Origin of the sequence: Candidatus Allofontibacter sp. (assembly GCF_040404065.1) — a bacterium.
In the GTDB taxonomy this organism is placed as follows: domain Bacteria; phylum Pseudomonadota; class Alphaproteobacteria; order Pelagibacterales; family Pelagibacteraceae; genus Fontibacterium.
In genome coordinates this window covers 102,165-120,530 of record NZ_JBBAJM010000001.1, presented here as the reverse complement: position 1 = coordinate 120,530, position 18,366 = coordinate 102,165, and the positions used below count along the sequence as shown (strand labels likewise).

19 protein-coding genes are annotated in these 18,366 nt (G+C 32.1%); 12 read left to right on the top strand and 7 right to left on the bottom strand.

Translation table 11 applies throughout. From position 1 onward, the window contains the following. Positions 1-4 precede the first annotated feature (4 nt). The 12 genes from lnt to AC8IG9_RS00550 all read left to right on the top strand — a co-directional run bounded on the left by lnt (position 5) and on the right by AC8IG9_RS00550 (position 12,820). Entirely contained in the window at positions 5-1,543 is a 1,539-nt protein-coding gene (lnt, locus tag AC8IG9_RS00605) for an apolipoprotein N-acyltransferase (RefSeq protein WP_507424888.1), read from the top strand. After that, positions 1,536-2,699 carry a methionine adenosyltransferase gene (gene metK, locus AC8IG9_RS00600; RefSeq protein ID WP_507424887.1) on the top strand — a complete coding sequence of 388 codons (1,164 nt, stop codon included), beginning with the start codon at positions 1,536-1,538 and terminating at the stop codon, positions 2,697-2,699. The genes lnt and metK overlap by 8 nt, the downstream gene beginning before the upstream one ends. 1 nt (position 2,700) lies before the next feature. Continuing rightward, positions 2,701-3,366 (top strand): tRNA (guanosine(46)-N7)-methyltransferase TrmB, encoded by a 666-nt coding sequence (trmB, locus tag AC8IG9_RS00595; protein WP_507424886.1) that lies wholly within the window; start codon positions 2,701-2,703, stop codon positions 3,364-3,366. Positions 3,367-3,436: 70 nt separating this feature from the next. Beyond that, positions 3,437-4,984: a transcription termination factor NusA gene (nusA, locus tag AC8IG9_RS00590; protein WP_507424885.1), complete on the top strand. Its 1,548-nt coding sequence runs from the start codon at positions 3,437-3,439 to the stop codon at positions 4,982-4,984. Positions 4,985-5,002: 18 nt separating this feature from the next. Further along, complete coding sequence (gene infB, locus AC8IG9_RS00585) at positions 5,003-7,225, top strand: translation initiation factor IF-2 (protein WP_507424884.1); 2,223 nt, start codon at positions 5,003-5,005, stop codon at positions 7,223-7,225. A 7-nt stretch (positions 7,226-7,232) separates the two neighbouring features. Next, the gene (gene rbfA / locus AC8IG9_RS00580; RefSeq protein WP_017969660.1) at positions 7,233-7,610 is read left to right on the top strand and encodes a 30S ribosome-binding factor RbfA; all 378 of its coding nucleotides are present in this window, start codon (positions 7,233-7,235) and stop codon (positions 7,608-7,610) included. After that, entirely contained in the window at positions 7,603-8,481 is an 879-nt protein-coding gene (truB, locus tag AC8IG9_RS00575) for a tRNA pseudouridine(55) synthase TruB (protein ID WP_507424883.1), read from the top strand. The genes rbfA and truB overlap by 8 nt, the downstream gene beginning before the upstream one ends. A gap of 4 nt (positions 8,482-8,485) precedes the next feature. Continuing rightward, positions 8,486-8,755, top strand: a complete 270-nt coding sequence (rpsO, locus tag AC8IG9_RS00570) for a 30S ribosomal protein S15 (RefSeq protein WP_507424882.1) — start codon at positions 8,486-8,488, stop codon at positions 8,753-8,755. 6 nt (positions 8,756-8,761) lie between these two features. Next, positions 8,762-10,831 (top strand): polyribonucleotide nucleotidyltransferase, encoded by a 2,070-nt coding sequence (gene pnp, locus AC8IG9_RS00565; RefSeq protein WP_507424881.1) that lies wholly within the window; start codon positions 8,762-8,764, stop codon positions 10,829-10,831. Between the two features lie 225 nt (positions 10,832-11,056). Beyond that, positions 11,057-11,638 (top strand): hypothetical protein, encoded by a 582-nt coding sequence (locus AC8IG9_RS00560; protein WP_507424880.1) that lies wholly within the window; start codon positions 11,057-11,059, stop codon positions 11,636-11,638. Further along, complete coding sequence (locus AC8IG9_RS00555) at positions 11,628-11,951, top strand: hypothetical protein (RefSeq protein ID WP_507424879.1); 324 nt, start codon at positions 11,628-11,630, stop codon at positions 11,949-11,951. The genes AC8IG9_RS00560 and AC8IG9_RS00555 overlap by 11 nt, the downstream gene beginning before the upstream one ends. Continuing rightward, positions 11,948-12,820: a glycine-rich domain-containing protein gene (locus AC8IG9_RS00550; RefSeq protein WP_507424878.1), complete on the top strand. Its 873-nt coding sequence runs from the start codon at positions 11,948-11,950 to the stop codon at positions 12,818-12,820. Before AC8IG9_RS00555 ends, AC8IG9_RS00550 begins: the two co-directional genes overlap by 4 nt. A gap of 52 nt (positions 12,821-12,872) precedes the next feature. Here AC8IG9_RS00550 and AC8IG9_RS00545 read toward each other — a convergent pair whose 3' ends face one another. The 7 genes from AC8IG9_RS00545 to coaBC all read right to left on the bottom strand — a co-directional run bounded on the left by AC8IG9_RS00545 (position 12,873) and on the right by coaBC (position 18,364). Beyond that, a complete protein-coding gene (locus AC8IG9_RS00545; protein WP_507424877.1) occupies positions 12,873-13,661 on the bottom strand; it encodes an enoyl-ACP reductase FabI in 789 nt (262 codons plus the stop codon). 1 nt (position 13,662) lies between these two features. Then, a complete protein-coding gene (fabB, locus tag AC8IG9_RS00540) occupies positions 13,663-14,877 on the bottom strand; it encodes a beta-ketoacyl-ACP synthase I (RefSeq protein WP_507424876.1) in 1,215 nt (404 codons plus the stop codon). Between the two features lie 9 nt (positions 14,878-14,886). After that, positions 14,887-15,393 (bottom strand): bifunctional 3-hydroxydecanoyl-ACP dehydratase/trans-2-decenoyl-ACP isomerase, encoded by a 507-nt coding sequence (gene fabA, locus AC8IG9_RS00535; protein WP_507424875.1) that lies wholly within the window; start codon positions 15,391-15,393, stop codon positions 14,887-14,889. Positions 15,394-15,466: 73 nt separating this feature from the next. Further along, complete coding sequence (locus AC8IG9_RS00530; RefSeq protein ID WP_507424874.1) at positions 15,467-15,946, bottom strand: SH3 domain-containing protein; 480 nt, start codon at positions 15,944-15,946, stop codon at positions 15,467-15,469. A 1-nt stretch (position 15,947) separates the two neighbouring features. Further along, positions 15,948-16,694 (bottom strand): HesA/MoeB/ThiF family protein, encoded by a 747-nt coding sequence (locus tag AC8IG9_RS00525; RefSeq protein ID WP_507424873.1) that lies wholly within the window; start codon positions 16,692-16,694, stop codon positions 15,948-15,950. A 6-nt stretch (positions 16,695-16,700) separates the two neighbouring features. Further along, a complete protein-coding gene (dut, locus tag AC8IG9_RS00520) occupies positions 16,701-17,141 on the bottom strand; it encodes a dUTP diphosphatase (protein ID WP_507424872.1) in 441 nt (146 codons plus the stop codon). Then, positions 17,141-18,364, bottom strand: coding sequence for a bifunctional phosphopantothenoylcysteine decarboxylase/phosphopantothenate--cysteine ligase CoaBC (gene coaBC / locus AC8IG9_RS00515; RefSeq protein WP_507424871.1), 1,224 nt, complete (start codon positions 18,362-18,364; stop codon positions 17,141-17,143). Before coaBC ends, dut begins: the two co-directional genes overlap by 1 nt. Positions 18,365-18,366: the final 2 nt, after the last annotated feature.

The following is an 18,366-nucleotide window of genomic DNA, read 5'->3' as shown; positions in this document are numbered from 1 at the left end:
TAAAATGTCCAAAAAAAGTTTTTTTTTAATATATATTTTTTTATTATTATTAGGTTCACTATCTAGTTTTTCCCTGCCTCCTTACAATTTTATTTTTATAAATTTTATTACCTATTCTTTATTTTTATATTTCATAATTTTTTTTAAAGAAAAAAAAGCAAAGTTATCAAATTTCTTTTTTTTAGGTTTTAATTTTGGCTATGGATATTTTGTAAGCAGTCTTTATTGGGTTTCTAACTCTTTAACTTTTGATCAGCAGTTAAATTTTTTGATTCCGATTGCTATATTGGGTCTGCCAATTTTATTAGCAGCATTTTATGGTATTGCAGTGTTAGCGATACATTCTTTCATAAAAAAAGATTACGTTTTTTTATTAATATTTTCTATTTCCTTATCCGTATTTGAGTATTTTCGAGGAATATTATTCACCGGATTTTCTTGGAATTTAATATCTTATTCATGGAGTTTTTCTACTGAGAGCATACAGATATTAAAATTTATTGGCACTTATACTTTAAATTTTTTTAGTATTTTTATTTTTTCAATTTATTTTAATTCTTTAAGACCCATTCAATCTAAGCAGATATTTATTAAATCAATCTTTGTATTAGCTTTTTTAATTCTAAATTTTTTTGTTGGAAAATTTATAATAAAGAATTCAGAGTTTAATTATTATAATGATGTTAAAATAAAAATAATCCAACCTAATATTGCCATTGTTAATACATGGGGACTTGAGAATGAGCATAAAAATTTAATTCGTTTAATTGCACTTAGCAAAGGAAATAAAGACGAAAAAACTTTGTTTGTTTGGCCAGAAGGAATGATCCAGCAAACGAGACCACAAGATCTATATAAATATAAAGAATATTTTAATAAGAATTTTTCTAAAAATCATTTCATAATCATTGGAATGTCAAATCCGATAACTACTAATGGAAAAATTAACTACTATAATTCACTTGTTTTGCTAAATCATAATGCAGAGGTTGTCAGTATTTATAATAAAATTAAACTTGTCCCCTTTGGTGAGTTTATTCCATTTGAAAAATTATTATCTCAACTTGGGTTAAAGAAAATTACTTTTGGTTATGGTTCCTACGCTTCAGGGAAAGAAAGAAAAGAAATAGAAGTATTTAAAAATTTATCTTTCTTACCACTGCTTTGTTATGAAATAATTTATTCTGGAGATTTAAAACTTAATTCTAAAGACTTTAATTTTATAGTAAATATTTCAGAGGATGGTTGGTTTGGTAACTCCATTGGACCTAGACAACATTTAGCTCAAGTAATTTTTAGGGCGATAGAACAAGGAGTGCCGATTGTAAGATCAACAAACACCGGTATTTCAGCATTTGTCTCTCCTAATGGAACAATTATTAACTCTATAGAACTGAACAAAGAAGGAATAATTAATGCCAAATTATTCTTTTTAAAAGAAAAAACCTTATTTTCTGCATTAGAAAATTACATTTTTTACTTCACAATCTTGTTAAGTATTATATTCGTTATCACTTTTAGAAAGTTAAAAAATAATGGCTAAAGAGAATTATATATTTACCAGCGAGTCCGTATCAGAAGGTCATCCGGATAAAGTGTGCGATATCATATCAGACTCCATTCTTGATCTTTATTTATCTAAATTTGCAGAAAGTAGAGTGGCCTGCGAAACTTTAGTAACTACCAATACAGTAGTGATTGCAGGAGAAGTTAGAGGACCAGAAATAAAAAGCGATGAAATTGAAAAATTAATTAGAGCTAAAGTTAAAGATATTGGCTACGAACAAGATGGTTTTCATTGGAAGAATTTAAAATTTACGAATTATCTTCATAGTCAATCACAGGATATTGCAGCAGGAGTTGACTCTTTGGGGAACAAAGATGAAGGAGCTGGAGATCAGGGGATTATGTTTGGTTACGCTTGCAATGAAACAAAAGATCTTATGCCAGCGCCAATTAGTTATGCTCATAAAGTTTTACAATTAATGGCGGAGTCTAGAAAATCTGGAAAAGAAAAACTTTTGGGACCCGATTCAAAAAGTCAGTTTTCAGTGATTTATGAAAAAGGAAAACCAAAAGGAATCTCGTCAATTGTTGTCTCAACTCAGCATGATGAAAGTATTGATCAAGAAAAAGTTAAAGAAATTGTAAGACCTTATGTCTTGTCGGTTATTCCAAAAGGATGGATGTGTGATGAAAAGAATTTTTACGTTAATCCAACAGGTAGATTTGTGATAGGTGGTCCTGATGGAGATACCGGTTTAACAGGAAGAAAAATTATAGTGGATACTTACGGAGGTGCCGCACCTCATGGTGGCGGAGCATTCTCAGGAAAAGATCCAACTAAAGTAGATAGATCTGCAGCATACGTAGCAAGATATTTAGCAAAAAATATTGTTGCAGCCGGTGTTTCAGAAAAATGTTTAATTCAATTATCTTATGCGATTGGAGTGTCTCAACCACTCTCAATTTATATCGATTTGTTTGATGGTGAAGATAATAAATCAAGAAAAGTTGAAGAGATTATTTCTAAAAACTTTAATTTAAGTCCAAGAGGAATTCGTGAGTTACTAAAATTAAATAAACCTATTTATCAAAAAACAGCAGCTTACGGCCACTTTGGCAGACAACCTGAAGACAATGGGTCTTTTAGTTGGGAAAAAACTGATTTAATTAAATATTTCCAATCAAAAGTATAATTTGATCGAAGACAAAAAAAAGATTTTTTTTGGAAGATCTAAATCAAGAGCTTTATCTAAAAGTAAAAAATTTTTTTATGATAATCACAAGAAAGATTTCTCAGTCGATTTTGAAGAGATTAAATTAATTAAAAATAAAAATTTTATTTTAGAAATAGGATTTGGTTTAGGGGAAAATTTACTATTCCAGGCTAAAAATTTTTCTGATGATTATTTTATTGGTATTGATCCTTTTATTAACGGTGTAGCAAATGTAGTACAAAAAGCTAAAGAATTTAATTTAAAAAATATTTATATTATTGATACACCGGTACAAAAAGTAATAGATAATTTCTCAGATAATTTTTTTTCAAAAATTTTTATTTTATTTCCAGACCCTTGGATGAAAAATAGACAAAAAAAGAGAAGATTATTAAATTCTTTATTTTTAGAAAAAGTTTTAAAAAAAATGAAAGTTGGATCCGCTTTAATATTTGGGACGGATGATCATGATTATTTTAAACAGGTCTTAAAAGAGATTTCAGCATTAAAAGAAAAATTAGATATTTTTGAATATAGTCTGACTAACAAACATCAGATAACGGATACGAAATACTCAAATAAAGCCAATAAATTAAAAAAAAACCTTTATTTTTTAAATCTTGATAAGTTGAAAAATGTAGCGTAGATTATGTGAAATTACTGAAAATTCATGAAGGGCTTTGTTTGGCCCTTTTTTTTTACGGGAAATAAAAATAATGTTAAATAACAGGGTTGATACAGTAGAACTGATTAGAATAGTTGACGCTGTAGCGAACGAAAAATCGATTGATAAAGAGCTGGTGCTTACTTCTATGGAGGAAGCAATTGAGAAAGCTGCAAGAACTCGTTACGGACAAGAGAATAATATTTATGTTTCTATTAACAGAGCGAACGGTCAAATCGAATTAGGCAGAAGATTAAAAGTTGTAGAAAATCCTGCAAATAGTCAAAATGAAATTAGCTTAAAAGAAGCTCAAAAGATTAAAAGCGACATACAAATCGATCAAGAAATTTTAGAACCACTACCACCAGTTGATTTTGGTAGAATAGCTGCTCAAGCTGCGAAACAAGTTATTACTCAAAAAGTTAGAGATGCGGAAAGAGAAAGACAATACAATGAATTTAAAGACAAGGTGGGTGAGATCCTTAGCGGAATAGTTAAAAGAATAGAGTTTGGAAATATCATAGTAGATCTTCAAAAAGCTGAATCAATAATAAAAAGAGATGAATTAATTCCAAGAGAAAACATAAAAGTAGGCGATAGAATTAAAGCTTATTGTTATGAAGTTAAAAAAGAAAGTAAAGGTCCACAAATATTTCTATCAAGAGCCCATCCTCAGTTTATGGCAAAACTATTCAAACTAGAGGTTCCAGAAATTTACGAAGGAATTATTGAAATTAAATCTGTTGCAAGAGATCCTGGTAGCAGAGCAAAAATTTGCGTTACATCAAAAGATAAATCAATAGATCCAGTGGGAGCTTGCGTTGGAATGAGAGGAAGTAGAGTGCAAGCAGTTGTGAACGAATTGCAAGGCGAAAAAATTGACATCATTCACTGGTCAGAAGATCCTGCGACACTTGTTATTAATGCTTTAGCACCAGCTGAAGTTCAAAAAGTAGTTTTAGATGACTCTACAAAAAGAATTGAAGTAGTGATCGATGAAAATAATCTTAGCAAAGCAATTGGAAGAAGAGGACAAAACGTAAGACTTGCTTCTAAGTTAATGAATTATGAAATTGATATTTTAACCGATCAAGAAGAAACAGAGAAAAGACAATCGGAATTCAAAATTAAAACGAAACGATTTATTGAAAGTTTAGAAATCGATGAAATGATGGCTCAACTTTTAGTGCTAGAAGGATTTTCTTCTATTAAAGAAATCGATGGGTCTCCTATAGAAGAGATAACTAAAATTGATGGGTTTGATGCAGAGACAGCAAAAGAATTAAAAGAAAGAGCAAAAGAATATTTAGAAACAGAATCTAAAGAAATCTCAAATAAAGTTAAAGAACTTGGCATACAAGATGATCTTATGAATCATGAAGGACTTTCACTTGGAATGCTACTTACGTTAGGTGAAAAAAATATTAAAACCTTACATGATTTTGCTGATCTATCAGTTGATGAAATTCTAGGTGGATACGATGAAATCAAAGGGAAAAGAGTTGAATTTGAAGGAATATTGCAAAATTTTGATATCGCAAGATCAGAGGCTGAGCGCCTTATAATAAAAGCAAGAGAAAAAGCTTTTAATACCAAATAAACTTGCTTTTAAAAGAACATGGAAGAAGTCAAAGATAAAAAGAAGAAGCTTACATTAAAGAATTTTAGTGGAGGAGCTGCTGCAATTTCTAGTTATGCTAAGGGATCCGGAAATAAATCAGTTTTAGTTGAGAAGAAAAAAAATAGATCAGTAGATGCTAGTTATAATGCTGAAAAAGCAAAAGTCTCTGCTGCCCCACAAGATGCGGTAAAAACTAAAGATTTAACAAAAGAAGATTCAGCCAAAGCACAAAAAACAGCTCAAGAGTGGGCAAGAAAAAAAATTCAAGAAGAGCTTGAAATTGATAATAGTAAAAAATTAATTAAAAAAACTCACGGTAAAAAAAGAGAATATAAATTAACTTTATCTAAAGCACTCGCGGATGCGGATGAGGACGAAAAACAAAGAAGTGCGGCTTCTTTTAAAAGAGCTAGAGAAAAAGAGAAAAAATCAATTGAAAACGGAGACGATTCTTCAGGTGAGCCAAAAAAAGCTTCTAGAGAAATATCAGTTCCTGATTTAATCACTATTCAAGAGCTTGCAAACAGAATGGCAGAAAAAGCAAGTGCCATCATTAAATTTTTATTTGAAAAGAATGTTAAAGTTACAATTAACCATACCATTGATAGAGATACAGCAGAGTATATCGTTGGCTCTTTCGGGCATAAAGTTGTTAAAGATAGTCAAATCGATGACGAATTATCTAAATTAAAAAAATCTAAAGAACAGGAAGATACTTATTCTAGACCACCGGTTGTAACTGTCATGGGTCATGTTGATCACGGAAAAACTTCATTATTAGATGCACTGCGAGAAACAAACGTTGTAGCAACTGAACACGGTGGAATTACTCAACACATAGGTGCCTACCAAGTTTTTGCAGAAGACAATAAATGGATGACATTTATAGATACACCAGGTCACGCAGCATTTACCGAAATGAGAGCAAGAGGATCTAAAATTACAGATATCGTTGTTCTTGTTGTTGCTGCAAACGATGGAATTAAACCTCAAACTATTGAAGCGATACAACATGCAAAAGCTGCAAAAGTTCCAATTATCGTTGCAATCAACAAATGCGATATTCACGGTGTTGATAAACAAAAAGTTAGAAATCAATTATTAGAACACGAACTTGTCGTTGAAGAATTAGGCGGAGATATTCAGTGCGTTGAAATATCTGCTCTAAAGAAAACGAATTTGGATAAATTAAAAGAGGCAATTATTCTACAAGCAGAAATTTTAAATCACAAAACTAACCCAAATGTACCTGCACAAGGAATAGTAATTGAGTCAAAATTAGACAAAGGCAAAGGTCCAGTATCAACAATTTTAATTACGAGAGGAACTTTAAGAAAAGGAGACTTCTTCGTAAGTGGTTTGCAGTGGGGAAAAATTAGAGCGATGAATAATTTTAAAGGAGAATTAGTAAATGAAGCAACTCCTTCAATGCCAGTTGAAATTATTGGCTTAACGGGAGTGTCGGAAGCAGGTGATGATTTTTTAGTTCTAGATAGCGAGGCAAAAGCTAAAGAAATAAACGATCATAGGACTGAACAGGGTAAATCTAAAAAAAGTAGCGTTCTTGTTAAAAAAAATGATGTCTTTGGTGATATTAATAAACAAAAGGAACTTGCAATTATTATTAAAAGCGATGTTCACGGATCTGCAGAGGCTTTATCAAACGCGATATTAAAAATTCAACACGACGAAGTAAAACCAGTTATTGTTTTGTCTTCAGTTGGAGCTATTACTGAAACAGATGTGTCTTTAGCAAAGGCTTCTAGTGCGGTTTTAATTGGTTTTAATATTAAGCCAAATAAAGAAGCAAAAGATCTTGCGATAAAATTAGGTGTTAATATTTTATACTTTAATATTATTTATGAAGCGATTGAACACATTACTAAAGCCCTTTCAGGTCTTTTAGCGCCAGAAATAAATGAACAAGCATTAGGACAGTGTGAAATACTTCAAGTATTTAAATCTTCTAAAGCTGGAAAAGTTGCAGGTATTAAAGTAACTGAAGGTGCGATCGTTAATAATTCTGATGTTAGAATTGTTAGAGATGGCAGTGTTGTTTGGACAGGAAAAATTGCATCTCTTTATAGAGAAAAAAATGAAGTAAAAGAAATTAAAGCAGGTATCGAAGGCGGTGTTGCTTTTAAAGATTTTTTAGATTTTAAAGAAAAAGATATTATTGAAGTTTTTTCAGTCGTTCAGAGCGCGAGAACAATAAACTAATTTAATCATGAATATTCATTTAAGCGATCAGCCTTTTACACAAAGGCAATTAAGAGTTGGCGAATTATTAAAACAGTTGCTTGGAAATCTATTTTTAAAAGAAGAGGTGGCTTTGCCAAATATTAATACCAGAGTGATTACGGTTTCAGAAGTTAGAATGAGCCCAGATTTAAAACATGCAAAAGTTTTTTTTATGCCACTGGGAGGTAAAAATTCAGAGTTTATTTTGCAATCACTTATTAATCATAGTGGTTTAATTAAAAAAGAAATGTCTCGTAGTTGGAAAAATAAATTTCTTCCAAACCTTCATTTTGTATTAGACGAATCTTTTGATTATGCTGAAAAAATTGAAAAATTAATTATTAAGACGCACGAAAATGATTAATGGTTGGATCAACTTAAACAAACCTAAAGGTTTTAGCTCGGCATACTGTTTAAACGTAATAAAGAGCAAATTTAAAAAGATTAAAATAGGTCACGCAGGAACTTTAGATCCTTTAGCTGAAGGAGTACTTCCTATTGCATTAGGAGAGGCAACAAAGGCTGTTTCACTAATACACTTGCAGTTAAAAAGTTATTTATTTGAAATAGAGTGGGGCTCAGAAACAGACACTCTAGATTTAGAAGGAAAAGTTATAAATAGCAATGACGTTTGCCCAGATAAAAAACAAATTCAAAATATTTTAAAAAAATTTATCGGACACCAAATGCAAATGCCACCAAAATTTTCTGCAGTAAAAATTAACGGCAAAAGATCTTATGAACTTGCGAGAAATAATTTAGAATTTGATATGGAAGAGAGAAAAGTTTTTATAAAAAATATTAGATTATTAAAACATGAAAATAATAAGAGTCTTTTTTATATTAAATGTGGAACGGGAACTTATATTCGAAGCTTAGCAAGAGACATTGCAAAAGCCTTTGGCGGATTTACGCATATCACTAAATTAGTTAGAACAAGATATGGAAGTTTTAAAATTAGGAACGCAAATACCCTTGAAAAATTAATAGAAAAAGAAAGATCTGAAGATTTTTTAAAATATGTGCTTGATATTCATAGTGCTTTAATACATATACCTAGCATTAAATTAAATGATCAAAGAGTTAATTTAATAAAGAATGGAATGATGGTTAGTTTGGTTAATGAATTTGGAAAGGTTAGTTTAGATAATATTTACACTCAGGCTTTAGAAAAGCCACTTGCTCTCGGATACCTTAAGTCCGGTTTTTTTTATCCAAGGAGAGTATTTAATTAAAAAGATGACAAAAAAAATTTTAAATAAAGAAAGTATTTTTAAAGACGTAAAAAAGCACGCTAAAGACGTTGGCTCTTCAGAGGTGCAAATAGCTATTTTAACTGACAGAATTAAATACCTAACTGAGCATTTTACTAAGAATAAAAAAGATAAGCATTCGTACACAGGATTAACGACATTGGTAAATAGAAGAAAAAAACTATTAGATTATCTAAGCAAAACAAATACTGCCAATTACAAGAAGATCTTAGAGAAGTTGAATATCAGAAAATAAATTTTAATGTTTAAAATAGTAAGAAAAGAGATTGTTTGGGGCGGCAAAAAACTATCTATCGAGTCAGGAAAAATTGCTCGTCAAGCAGATGGCGCAGTTATACTAACATCAGGCGATACAGTTATTTTAGCAACAGTTGTTGGGGCAAAGAAAGCAAAACCTGACATAGATTTTTTCCCTCTTACAGTAAATTACCAAGAAAAATATTATGCTTCAGGAAAAATTCCAGGTGGATATTTCAAAAGAGAAGCAAGACCAACAGAGAGCGAAACTTTAATATCACGATTAATTGACAGACCTATTAGACCTCTATTCCCAGAAGGTTTTAGAAATGAAGTTCAAGTTCTGCCAACTGTGCTTTCGTATGAGAAAGACAATGATCCAGAAGTATTATCTTTAATTGCAGCGTCAGCTGCATTAGCTATCTCAGGAATCCCATTTATGGGACCAGTTGCTGCTTCTAAAGTTGGCTACATTAATAACAGCTTTGTTTTAAATCCAACAAAAGAACAATTAAAAGAATCACAATTAGAATTAATAGTAGCTGGAACTAAAGATGCAGTTTTGATGGTGGAGTCTGAGGCTTCAGGATTAACTGAAAAAATAATGTTAGATGCAGTTAAATTTGGTCATGATCAATTTGCTCCGGTGATTAAAATGATAAATGAATTTGCTGCAGAATGTAAAAAAGAAACATGGGTTGTAGAGAAAAAAGATTTAAAAGTTGTAAAAGATAATTTATTAAAAAATGTTAAAAATGATTTAGTCGCAGCGTTTTCAGAGCCAGATAAAAAGAAAAGAAGCGGATTAATTAATTTAGCAAAAGAAAAATCATTAGCGCTTTACACGGATTCAGAAGAATTTAGTAAAATGGATGTTGAATCTCAGTTTAAAGATGTTGAAAAAGAAATCGTTAGAACAAAAATTCTTAAAGAAAAGAAAAGAATTGATGGAAGAGGACTTGCAGATATTAGACCGATTAAGTGCGAAGTAGGCGTATTACCTAGAACTCACGGTTCTGCTTTATTTACAAGAGGTGAAACACAAGCAATTGTTGTTACAACACTTGGGACTTCAGAAGATGAGCAAAGAATTGAAAGCCTAGATGGATTACAAAGATCCAGATTTATGTTGCACTACAACTTTCCTCCATTCTCAGTTGGAGAAGTTGGCAGAGTTGGAACAGGTAGACGTGAAATAGGGCACGGTAAATTAGCATGGAGAGCTGTTAATTCAATTTTACCTAAAAAAGAAGATTTCCCTTACACATTTAGAATTGTTTCAGAAATTACAGAGTCAAATGGTTCATCATCTATGGCAACAGTTTGCGGAGCATCCCTTGCTTTAATGGATGCTGGAGTTCCAATTAAAAAGCCAGTTGCAGGAATTGCAATGGGTTTAATTAAAGAAGGAGCTGATTATTCAGTTCTATCCGACATCTTGGGAGATGAAGATCATTTAGGAGATATGGATTTTAAAGTTGCAGGAACAGAAGACGGAATTACTTCATTACAAATGGACATTAAAATTACAGGAATTACATTTGAGATTATGGATAAAGCATTGTCACAAGCAAAAGATGGAAGAATTCATATCTTAGGTGAGATGAACAAAGCCCTTAATGCTTCAAGAAAAGATTTATCAAAACACACTCCAAAAATGGAAAAAGTAACTGTCGATAAAAAAGATATCGCAGCTATTATTGGAAAAGGTGGCGTAACAATAAGAGAGATCGTGGAGTTATCAGGCGCTAAAGTCGATATTAGTGATGATGGAATTGTAACTATTTCTGCACCCGATGAAATTTCAAGAAACAAAGCTTTAGAGATGGTGAAAAGTATTATTGCAAAACCTGAACTTGGAAAAATTTACACAGGAAAAGTTGTAAAAATTATGGAATTTGGGGCTTTTGTAAACTTCTTAGGCAAACAAGATGGTTTAGTTCATATCTCTGAACTTGCAGCGAAAAGAGTAGAAAAAGTAAGTGACGTTGTAAAAGAGGGTGATGAAGTTAAAGTTAAAGTTTTAGGATTTGATAAAGGAAAAGTTAAACTTTCAATTAAACAAGCCCAATAATAATTAATAATATAAATAATTTTTATATAAAAATTATATTAATTAATTTCTTTACATTATTTAAATAATCGTATAAGTTGTAATCGCAGGTTAATCCTGCGCCCCACGTGGCTCCGAAGTTTAAACTTCGTGTCTGTAAAGACCTTCAGAAAGTCGCAAACTTAAATCAAATATAGCACTAGCATTTGTTTGCTTTTTATTTGATTAAAAACTGAAGGAATATTGATGTCAAATTTTGACGAAAGTAATGGAATTGAATCGAAGGATTCATTTAATAAAATTTTAGTTAACAGAGCTAAAAAGGGGAAAGGGCCAACTACAGAGCGAGCCAAATATCAAGTCTCAAAGAACAGTATTAAAGATGGATTTCGTTCCAAGAGATTTATTATTTATGGCGAGAATAGAAAAGAATTTGAAAGATACCGCGACGAAATATTGAAGGATTTAGATCCAATCACACCCATTCAAATAGATATGTGTTTTCATCTAATTCAAAACGGATGGAATATAAGACGATTGAATAATTTAAGAAATGGCCTTTATAATATTGAGATAAAGAGTGTTCTCGAAAATAGTTATAATTACGAACATGTTCATCTTAAACAGCATGGTGAAATAAGAAAAATTCTAAATGAACTTGGAAATAAAGATGAAGTTCTAGGAATGGTTTTTGCTCGAGATTGTATTAGCTCGGGCACCCAATCAAGATTAACTTCTATTGAAAACTCAATGCATGCTAAATTTTATAGAATATACCGTGAATATATGCTGGATAGATTTGGCAGGGAGTATCATCATGAGAAATAAATTTCCAAATTTTATTGAGGATAAGATAAAAGCAGATCTTGAAAAAAAAGATTTGCTTTATAAAAATCTTAAAAAAGAAGATTTGTCTAAGAGAGACACACTTGAACACATTAACAACAGGCTTTTAGAGTTCTTAAAGAAGAATCTAAATAATCCAAAGTGCATAAAATCATTTATTTTGCTTAAAACTTGCATCGATCAAATAGAACTAGAAATAAAGAATGAAAAAATTGTTCAAGAAGCAAAGAATAATTTGGCAGTTAAGATTGAAAAACCTCAAGTTAAAAAGCAAATACCATCACCACAGTTGTGACAGCGCAAGATGCAACAACCACTAAAACTTATACAATAACAGTGACGAGAGCAGGAGCTGCCGTTAGTGTTAATTATTTAATTGTAGCTGGTGGTGGTGGTGGTGGAAATGGTGTTGGAGGAGGCGGTGGAGCAGGAGGTTTATTAGCTAACACAACTTCACTTTCCTCAGGCGTAACTTACACAGTATCAGTTGGCTCCGGTGGATTAAAAGGAAGTACTGGGGTAAACAGTGGAAAAGGAGGAACTGGTGGAGACTCCTATATAAGCGGAACAGGTTTCACAACCATAACTGCTATAGGTGGCGGTGGTGGTGGTAGCAACAACACTACAGACGGCAGTTCAAGTGCAGGTGGGTCAAGTGGTGGCCGATCAGATCCTAGAGGAGGAGGGGGTGTAGGAGCAGCGACGGCAGGGCAAGGAAATATTGGTGGTCAATCAGAACCAGGTTGGGGCGGCTATTATGGATCTGGTGGTGGAGGTGGTGCTGGTGCAGTAGGTGGCAACTATACCGCTAATGGAGGAGGCGCTGGCGGAGCTGGTCTTTCAAGCAACATTACTGGGACAACAGTTTATTATGCAGGTGGTGGAGGTGGTGGAACCTTTGGTGGAACAGGAGGAGCAGGTGGAAATGGTGGTGGCGGAAACTCCACTAATAACTCTGCAACAGCTAATGGTACAGATGGTACTGGTGGTGGTGGTGGATCATGGAATAATGCAACCAATCCAGGCGCGGGTGGTAAAGGAGTTGTTATACTCTCAATTCCAACTGCAAGTTATTCAGGAAATTATACAGGCTCACCTACAATCACAACAAGTGGATCAAATACAATACTTAAATTTACTGGAAACGGTACATATACCCAATAATTATATTTAAATATTTTTAAAAAAAGAATTAGATTATTTGTGCTTAAATTAATTAAGCCTGCATATTTTTTGGGTTAGGCATACCAATTATATTATAACCCGCATCCACATAGTGAATTTCGCCTGTAACACCAGCTGCAAGATCGCTTAGTAAATAAACTGCAGCGCCACCTACATCGTTAATATCGACGTTTCTCTTTAGTGGAGAATGGTTTTCATTCCATTTATATAAAAATTTAGCATCACCAATTGCAGAAGCTGCTAACGTCTTAATAGGACCTGCGCTAATAGCATTTACTCTAATTCCATTTCCTCCAAGATCAACGGATAAATATTTAACACTTGTTTCAAGTGCTGCTTTGCAGACTCCCATCACATTGTAATTTGGAATAACTTTGTCAGCACAATAAGTTAAAGTGATAAAGCTTGAACCTGGTTTCATTATTTTAGCAGCTTCTTTGCAAACTTCTGTAAATGAAAAACAAGAAATTAACATACTGTTTGAGAAATTTTCTCGAGAAGTGTTTAAATATTGTCCAGATAGTTCTGACTTATCTGAAAAGGCAATTGCGTGAACCACAAAGTCTAAATTCTCCCATTTGTCTTTAATGTCTGAGAAAGTTTTAACAATGTCTTCTTTCTTTTCCACATTACAATCTAATGTAAATTTTGAACCTAAAGATTCTGCAAGAGGAATAACTCTTTTCTTTAAAGCATCACCCACATAAGTGAATGCAAGTTCAGCACCGTGTTCACTTAATTTTTTTGCAATACCCCAAGCAATGGAGCGATCATTTGCAACGCCCATGATCAGACCTTTTTTACCTTGCATTAATTTCATTTTATAAACTTTCAAATACTAGAGTTGCATTCGTTCCACCAAAGCCAAAGCTATTAGACATTACACAATTTAAATCTACATTTTTTTTAACTTCAGTTACAATCGGCAATCCTTTTATTTTCTCATCTAAATTCGTAATATTTGCAGAGGCCGCTATAAATTTATTTTTCATCATTAACAGACAATAAATAGCTTCTTGAACTGATGTTGCACCAAGTGAATGACCTGTAATTGATTTTGTTGAACTAAAAGGAGGAATTTTATCTTTAAAAACTTCCTTCATTGCTTCTATTTCTTTTGTATCTCCAACAGGAGTAGAAGTTCCATGAGTGTTAATATAATCCACTTTTGAATTTCTTAAATTTTGCATAGACATTTTCATACATCTAACAGCTCCTTCACCAGAAGGTGCAACCATATCATAACCATCAGAGGTGGCTCCATAACCCGTAATTTCGGCTAGAATTTTAGCTCCCCTAGCTTTTGCATTTTCATACTCTTCTAAAACGATAACACCGCCTCCACCTGCGATTACAAAGCCATCTCTGCTTGAATCGTAAGGCCTAGAAGCTGTTTGTGGGGTGTCATTATATTTTGAAGATAATGCAGTCATGGCATCAAACATTGCAGAAAGACTCCAATCTATTTCTTCACCACCGCCAGCAAAAACAATATCTTGTTTTCCATACTGAATAAGTTCCATGGCATTACCAATACAATGCGCGCTTGTTGCACAAGCAGAACTGATTGAATAGTTAACTCCTTTAATTTTAAAGGGCGTCGCTAATGTTGCAGAACATGTGCTTGCCATTGTTCTTGGCACAATAAAAGGGCCCATTTTTTTAGGACCTGATGCTCTTGTTGAATCGATTGCGAACATAACGTTTTTAATTGAAGGACCGCCTGATCCGATAATGATTCCAGTTTTTTCATTGCTAATTTCTTTTTCAGTAAGACCCGATTCTTCAATAGCTTCTTTCATTGAAAGATAAGCATAGGCAGAGCCATCTCCCATAAATCTTAGAACTTTTCTATCAATTAATTCTTCGTACTTAATTTTAGGAACACCGCAGACTTGGCTTTTGAAATTATATTTTTTATATTCTTCAGAAAAAGTTATTCCAGATTTAGTATTTAATAGAGAATCTAAGACTTCTTTTTTATTGTTACCAATGCAAGATACAATTCCAGAACCTGTAATTACTACTCTTCGCACTAATCCCCCTTAACTTTTAAATAAGCCAACTTTAAGATTTTTAGCGGCATATATTTCTTTATTATCAGCAAAGACTAAACCATCAGCCAAACCAACACAAGTTTCACCTTTTCTTAACAATCTTTTGATATTAATGGCATATTTTACGAGTTTTACTTGTTTTACAACTTCACCTGTAAATTTTACTTCATTCACTCCAAGCGCTCGACCGTGACCAGGGTTGCCTAACCAACCAAGATAAAAACCAAGTAATTGCCACATCGCATCTAATCCTAAACATCCAGGCATCACAGGATCACCTTTAAAATGACATTCGAAGAACCATAAATTATCTTTGATGTCTAACTCTGCTAGAATTTCACCTTTATTAAATAATCCACCTTCAGCATTAATTGAAGTAATTCTATCAAACATTAACATCGGTGGAGAAGGTAATTTTGCATTACCAGGTCCAAACAATTTTCCTTCCGCACAATCAAGTAGATCTTGGTAACTGTATTGATTTTTTTGTTTCATGGGATTTTTTTAGAAAATTGAATTGTAATAATTTTTTATTGTAACTTACAATTTAATGAAGGATTTGACAAATTTAATTGATAATTTCTTTATTTTCCAAGCCCCAAACGTGTTCTGTTTGTATCCAACCTTTGTATTTTTGAATTTCAACTAAGCACCAATTTGGAATACATTTTTTAATAACCGCTGCTTCTGATTTTCCAATTTTAATAATTGGTTCCGAATAGATAGTTGATTTTTTATAAAGAACAATTCCATCCTTAGTGGTTAATAAACTTCTTTTTCTTGATAACTGACTTAAATGAACCCAACCAGTGTCACCTTGATAATCTTTAACTTTTCTCCAAACTTCAAATTCATCTATTACCTCAACAGGCATATTTTTTTTTTCATACACGAATGCAATCGGATGAGCAGAAGAAGGTCCTATTCTAAGATTTGCAACGCTGGTTCTAATGCTAAGATATTTTTTAGAAACAATTTGTTCGGCTAATAGATTGCTATTAGAAAAGAATATAGAAAAAAAAACAATAATAGTTTTTGTAAAATTCATTCTATGAATTAATACAATTTTTATTTTTGTTTAGCTTTATCTTTTTAATTGAAAGATTCTCTGCATTAATCATTAGAATGTTTCCGCATAGAGAGTTTTTAAAATTTAATACTTCACGAATAGCTTCATTAGCCATGATAGAGCCTATCATCCCTGCTAAAGTTGCAAGAACACCTTCGCTTTGACAGTCTAACATGTCTGTTTCAGGGGCTTCAGGCATAAAACATCTAAGACAAGGAGATTTCTTGTTTTTAAAATTAAAAACAAAAACATGCCCATCAAATTTACTAATTGCACCTGTAATTAAAATTTTTTTATTTTTAGCACAATAATCATTTATTAATAATTTTGATCTAAAACTATCTGTGCCATCGATAATTAAATCATATTCTTTTGCAATTTTACTGATGTTGTTTGAGTCTATTTTAGTACAAAATTTTTTAATTTTTATTTTAGAATTAATTTTTTTTAATCTTTTTTCCGCAACATCTACTTTAAATTTTTTAACATCTTCTTCATTAAATAGAATTTGTCTGTGCAAATTTGAAATATCAACTTTATCATGATCTGCTATGCCAATATTTTGAACGCCTGAAGAAGCAAGATAAAGCACAACAGGGGAGCCCAATCCCCCGACGCCGATAATTAAGATTTTTGCATCAATAATTTTTTTTTGACCAAAGGTGCCAATTTTTTTTAAGTTAATATGAGCAATGTATCTTTTTACATTGTCATAACTGAGCTTCATGAATTTTTATTTGCCGGTTGAGCCAAATCCACCGCTACCACGAACCGATTCAGGAAGAGTGTCTACTTCAACGAGTTCAGCTTTTATAACAGGGCATAGAACCATTTGTGCAATGCGTTGACCCGGTTCGATCTTAAAATTTTCTAAACTTAAGTTTACTAATATAACTTTGATTTCGCCTCGATAATCAGCATCCACTGTTCCAGGCGTATTAAGCACGCTAATTCCATTCTTTGCTGCAAGTCCTGATCTAGGTCTTACTTGTATTTCGTAATTTTCAGGTATGGCAACAGCAAGGCCAGTTGGTACCAAAACCCTCTCATTAGGCTTTAAAATTATATCATTATCGATATTAGCGATAAGATCTAAACCAGAAGATCCAACTGTCTCATACTTAGGCAGATCTTTATGTTTGTAATTTATTTTTTTTACTAAAATTTTAACCATTATTGAATAAGGGAATGAAGAATTTTGTTAGATAATTTTTTTGCAATTTCTGATTTTGTAGTTTTGTTAAATTTTTCAACTTCTTTATTTTTAGATATTAAGAATACTTCATTATAATCTGAGTTAAAGCCAATGGATTTGTCAGCGACATTATTAGCAACAATCCAATCACAATGTTTGCTGTTAATTTTCTTTTGAGCGTTTTCAATTATATTTTTAGTCTCTGCTGCAAAGCCAACAACTAGTCTTGGTCTATTAATATTTTGATTAGATATGAAAGATAAAATATCGATATTTTTTTCAAGTTCTAAATTAAAATTTTCAAATTCTTCTTTTTTTATTTTTTCTTCATTATAATTTTTAACTTTAAAGTCAGATACTGCAGCTGTACAAACCGCAACATCAACAGGTAAATTATCTTTACAAGCCTCAAACATTTGTTTTGCAGTTGTGACATTGATTACTTCAAGATTGTCTTCGTTTTTAATATTTAGAGAATTTGGACCAATCACTAACTTTGTTTTAAAACCAATCTCATTTAGTGACTTTGCAATTTCAAATCCTTGTTTTCCAGAAGATTCATTAGATAAAAATCTTACTGGATCAATATATTCCCTAGTTGATCCTGCAGTCACTAATGCTTTTAAATTTTTATTATTGAATAAATTTTTGGAAAGAAAATAGTTCTTAATGGTTATAATAATTTCTTCAGGAGATGACATTTTTCCAACACCAACTTCACCGCACGCCATTTCACCAACAGTTGGACCGATAAATCTATATTTAAACTTAAGAAGTTTTTGATAATTTTCTTGAGTAGCTTGATTGTTCCACATCTCAACATTCATTGCTGGAGCTAGAAAAATCGGTTTGTTAGAGGCCATAATAACTGTTGTTGCAAAATCTTTGGCTTCTCCGCGTGCAAAATTTGCCATCAGGTTAGCAGTTGTAGGGGCAACTAGTATTAAATCACACCATCTGGATAGTGCGATATGATCCATTTCACCTTCATTGTTCGGATCAAATAAATTTTCAAATACTTTATTTTTAGAAAGAGCCGAAATGGATAATGGAGTTACAAATTCTTTTCCAGAGTTTGTAAGAATAGTTTTTACTTCACAGTCATTTTTTCTAAGTTCTCTGATAACATCTAGAACTTTGTAAGCGGCTATTCCGCCACCAATAACGATTAGAATTTTTTTATTAGCAATTGAATTTAGCATCG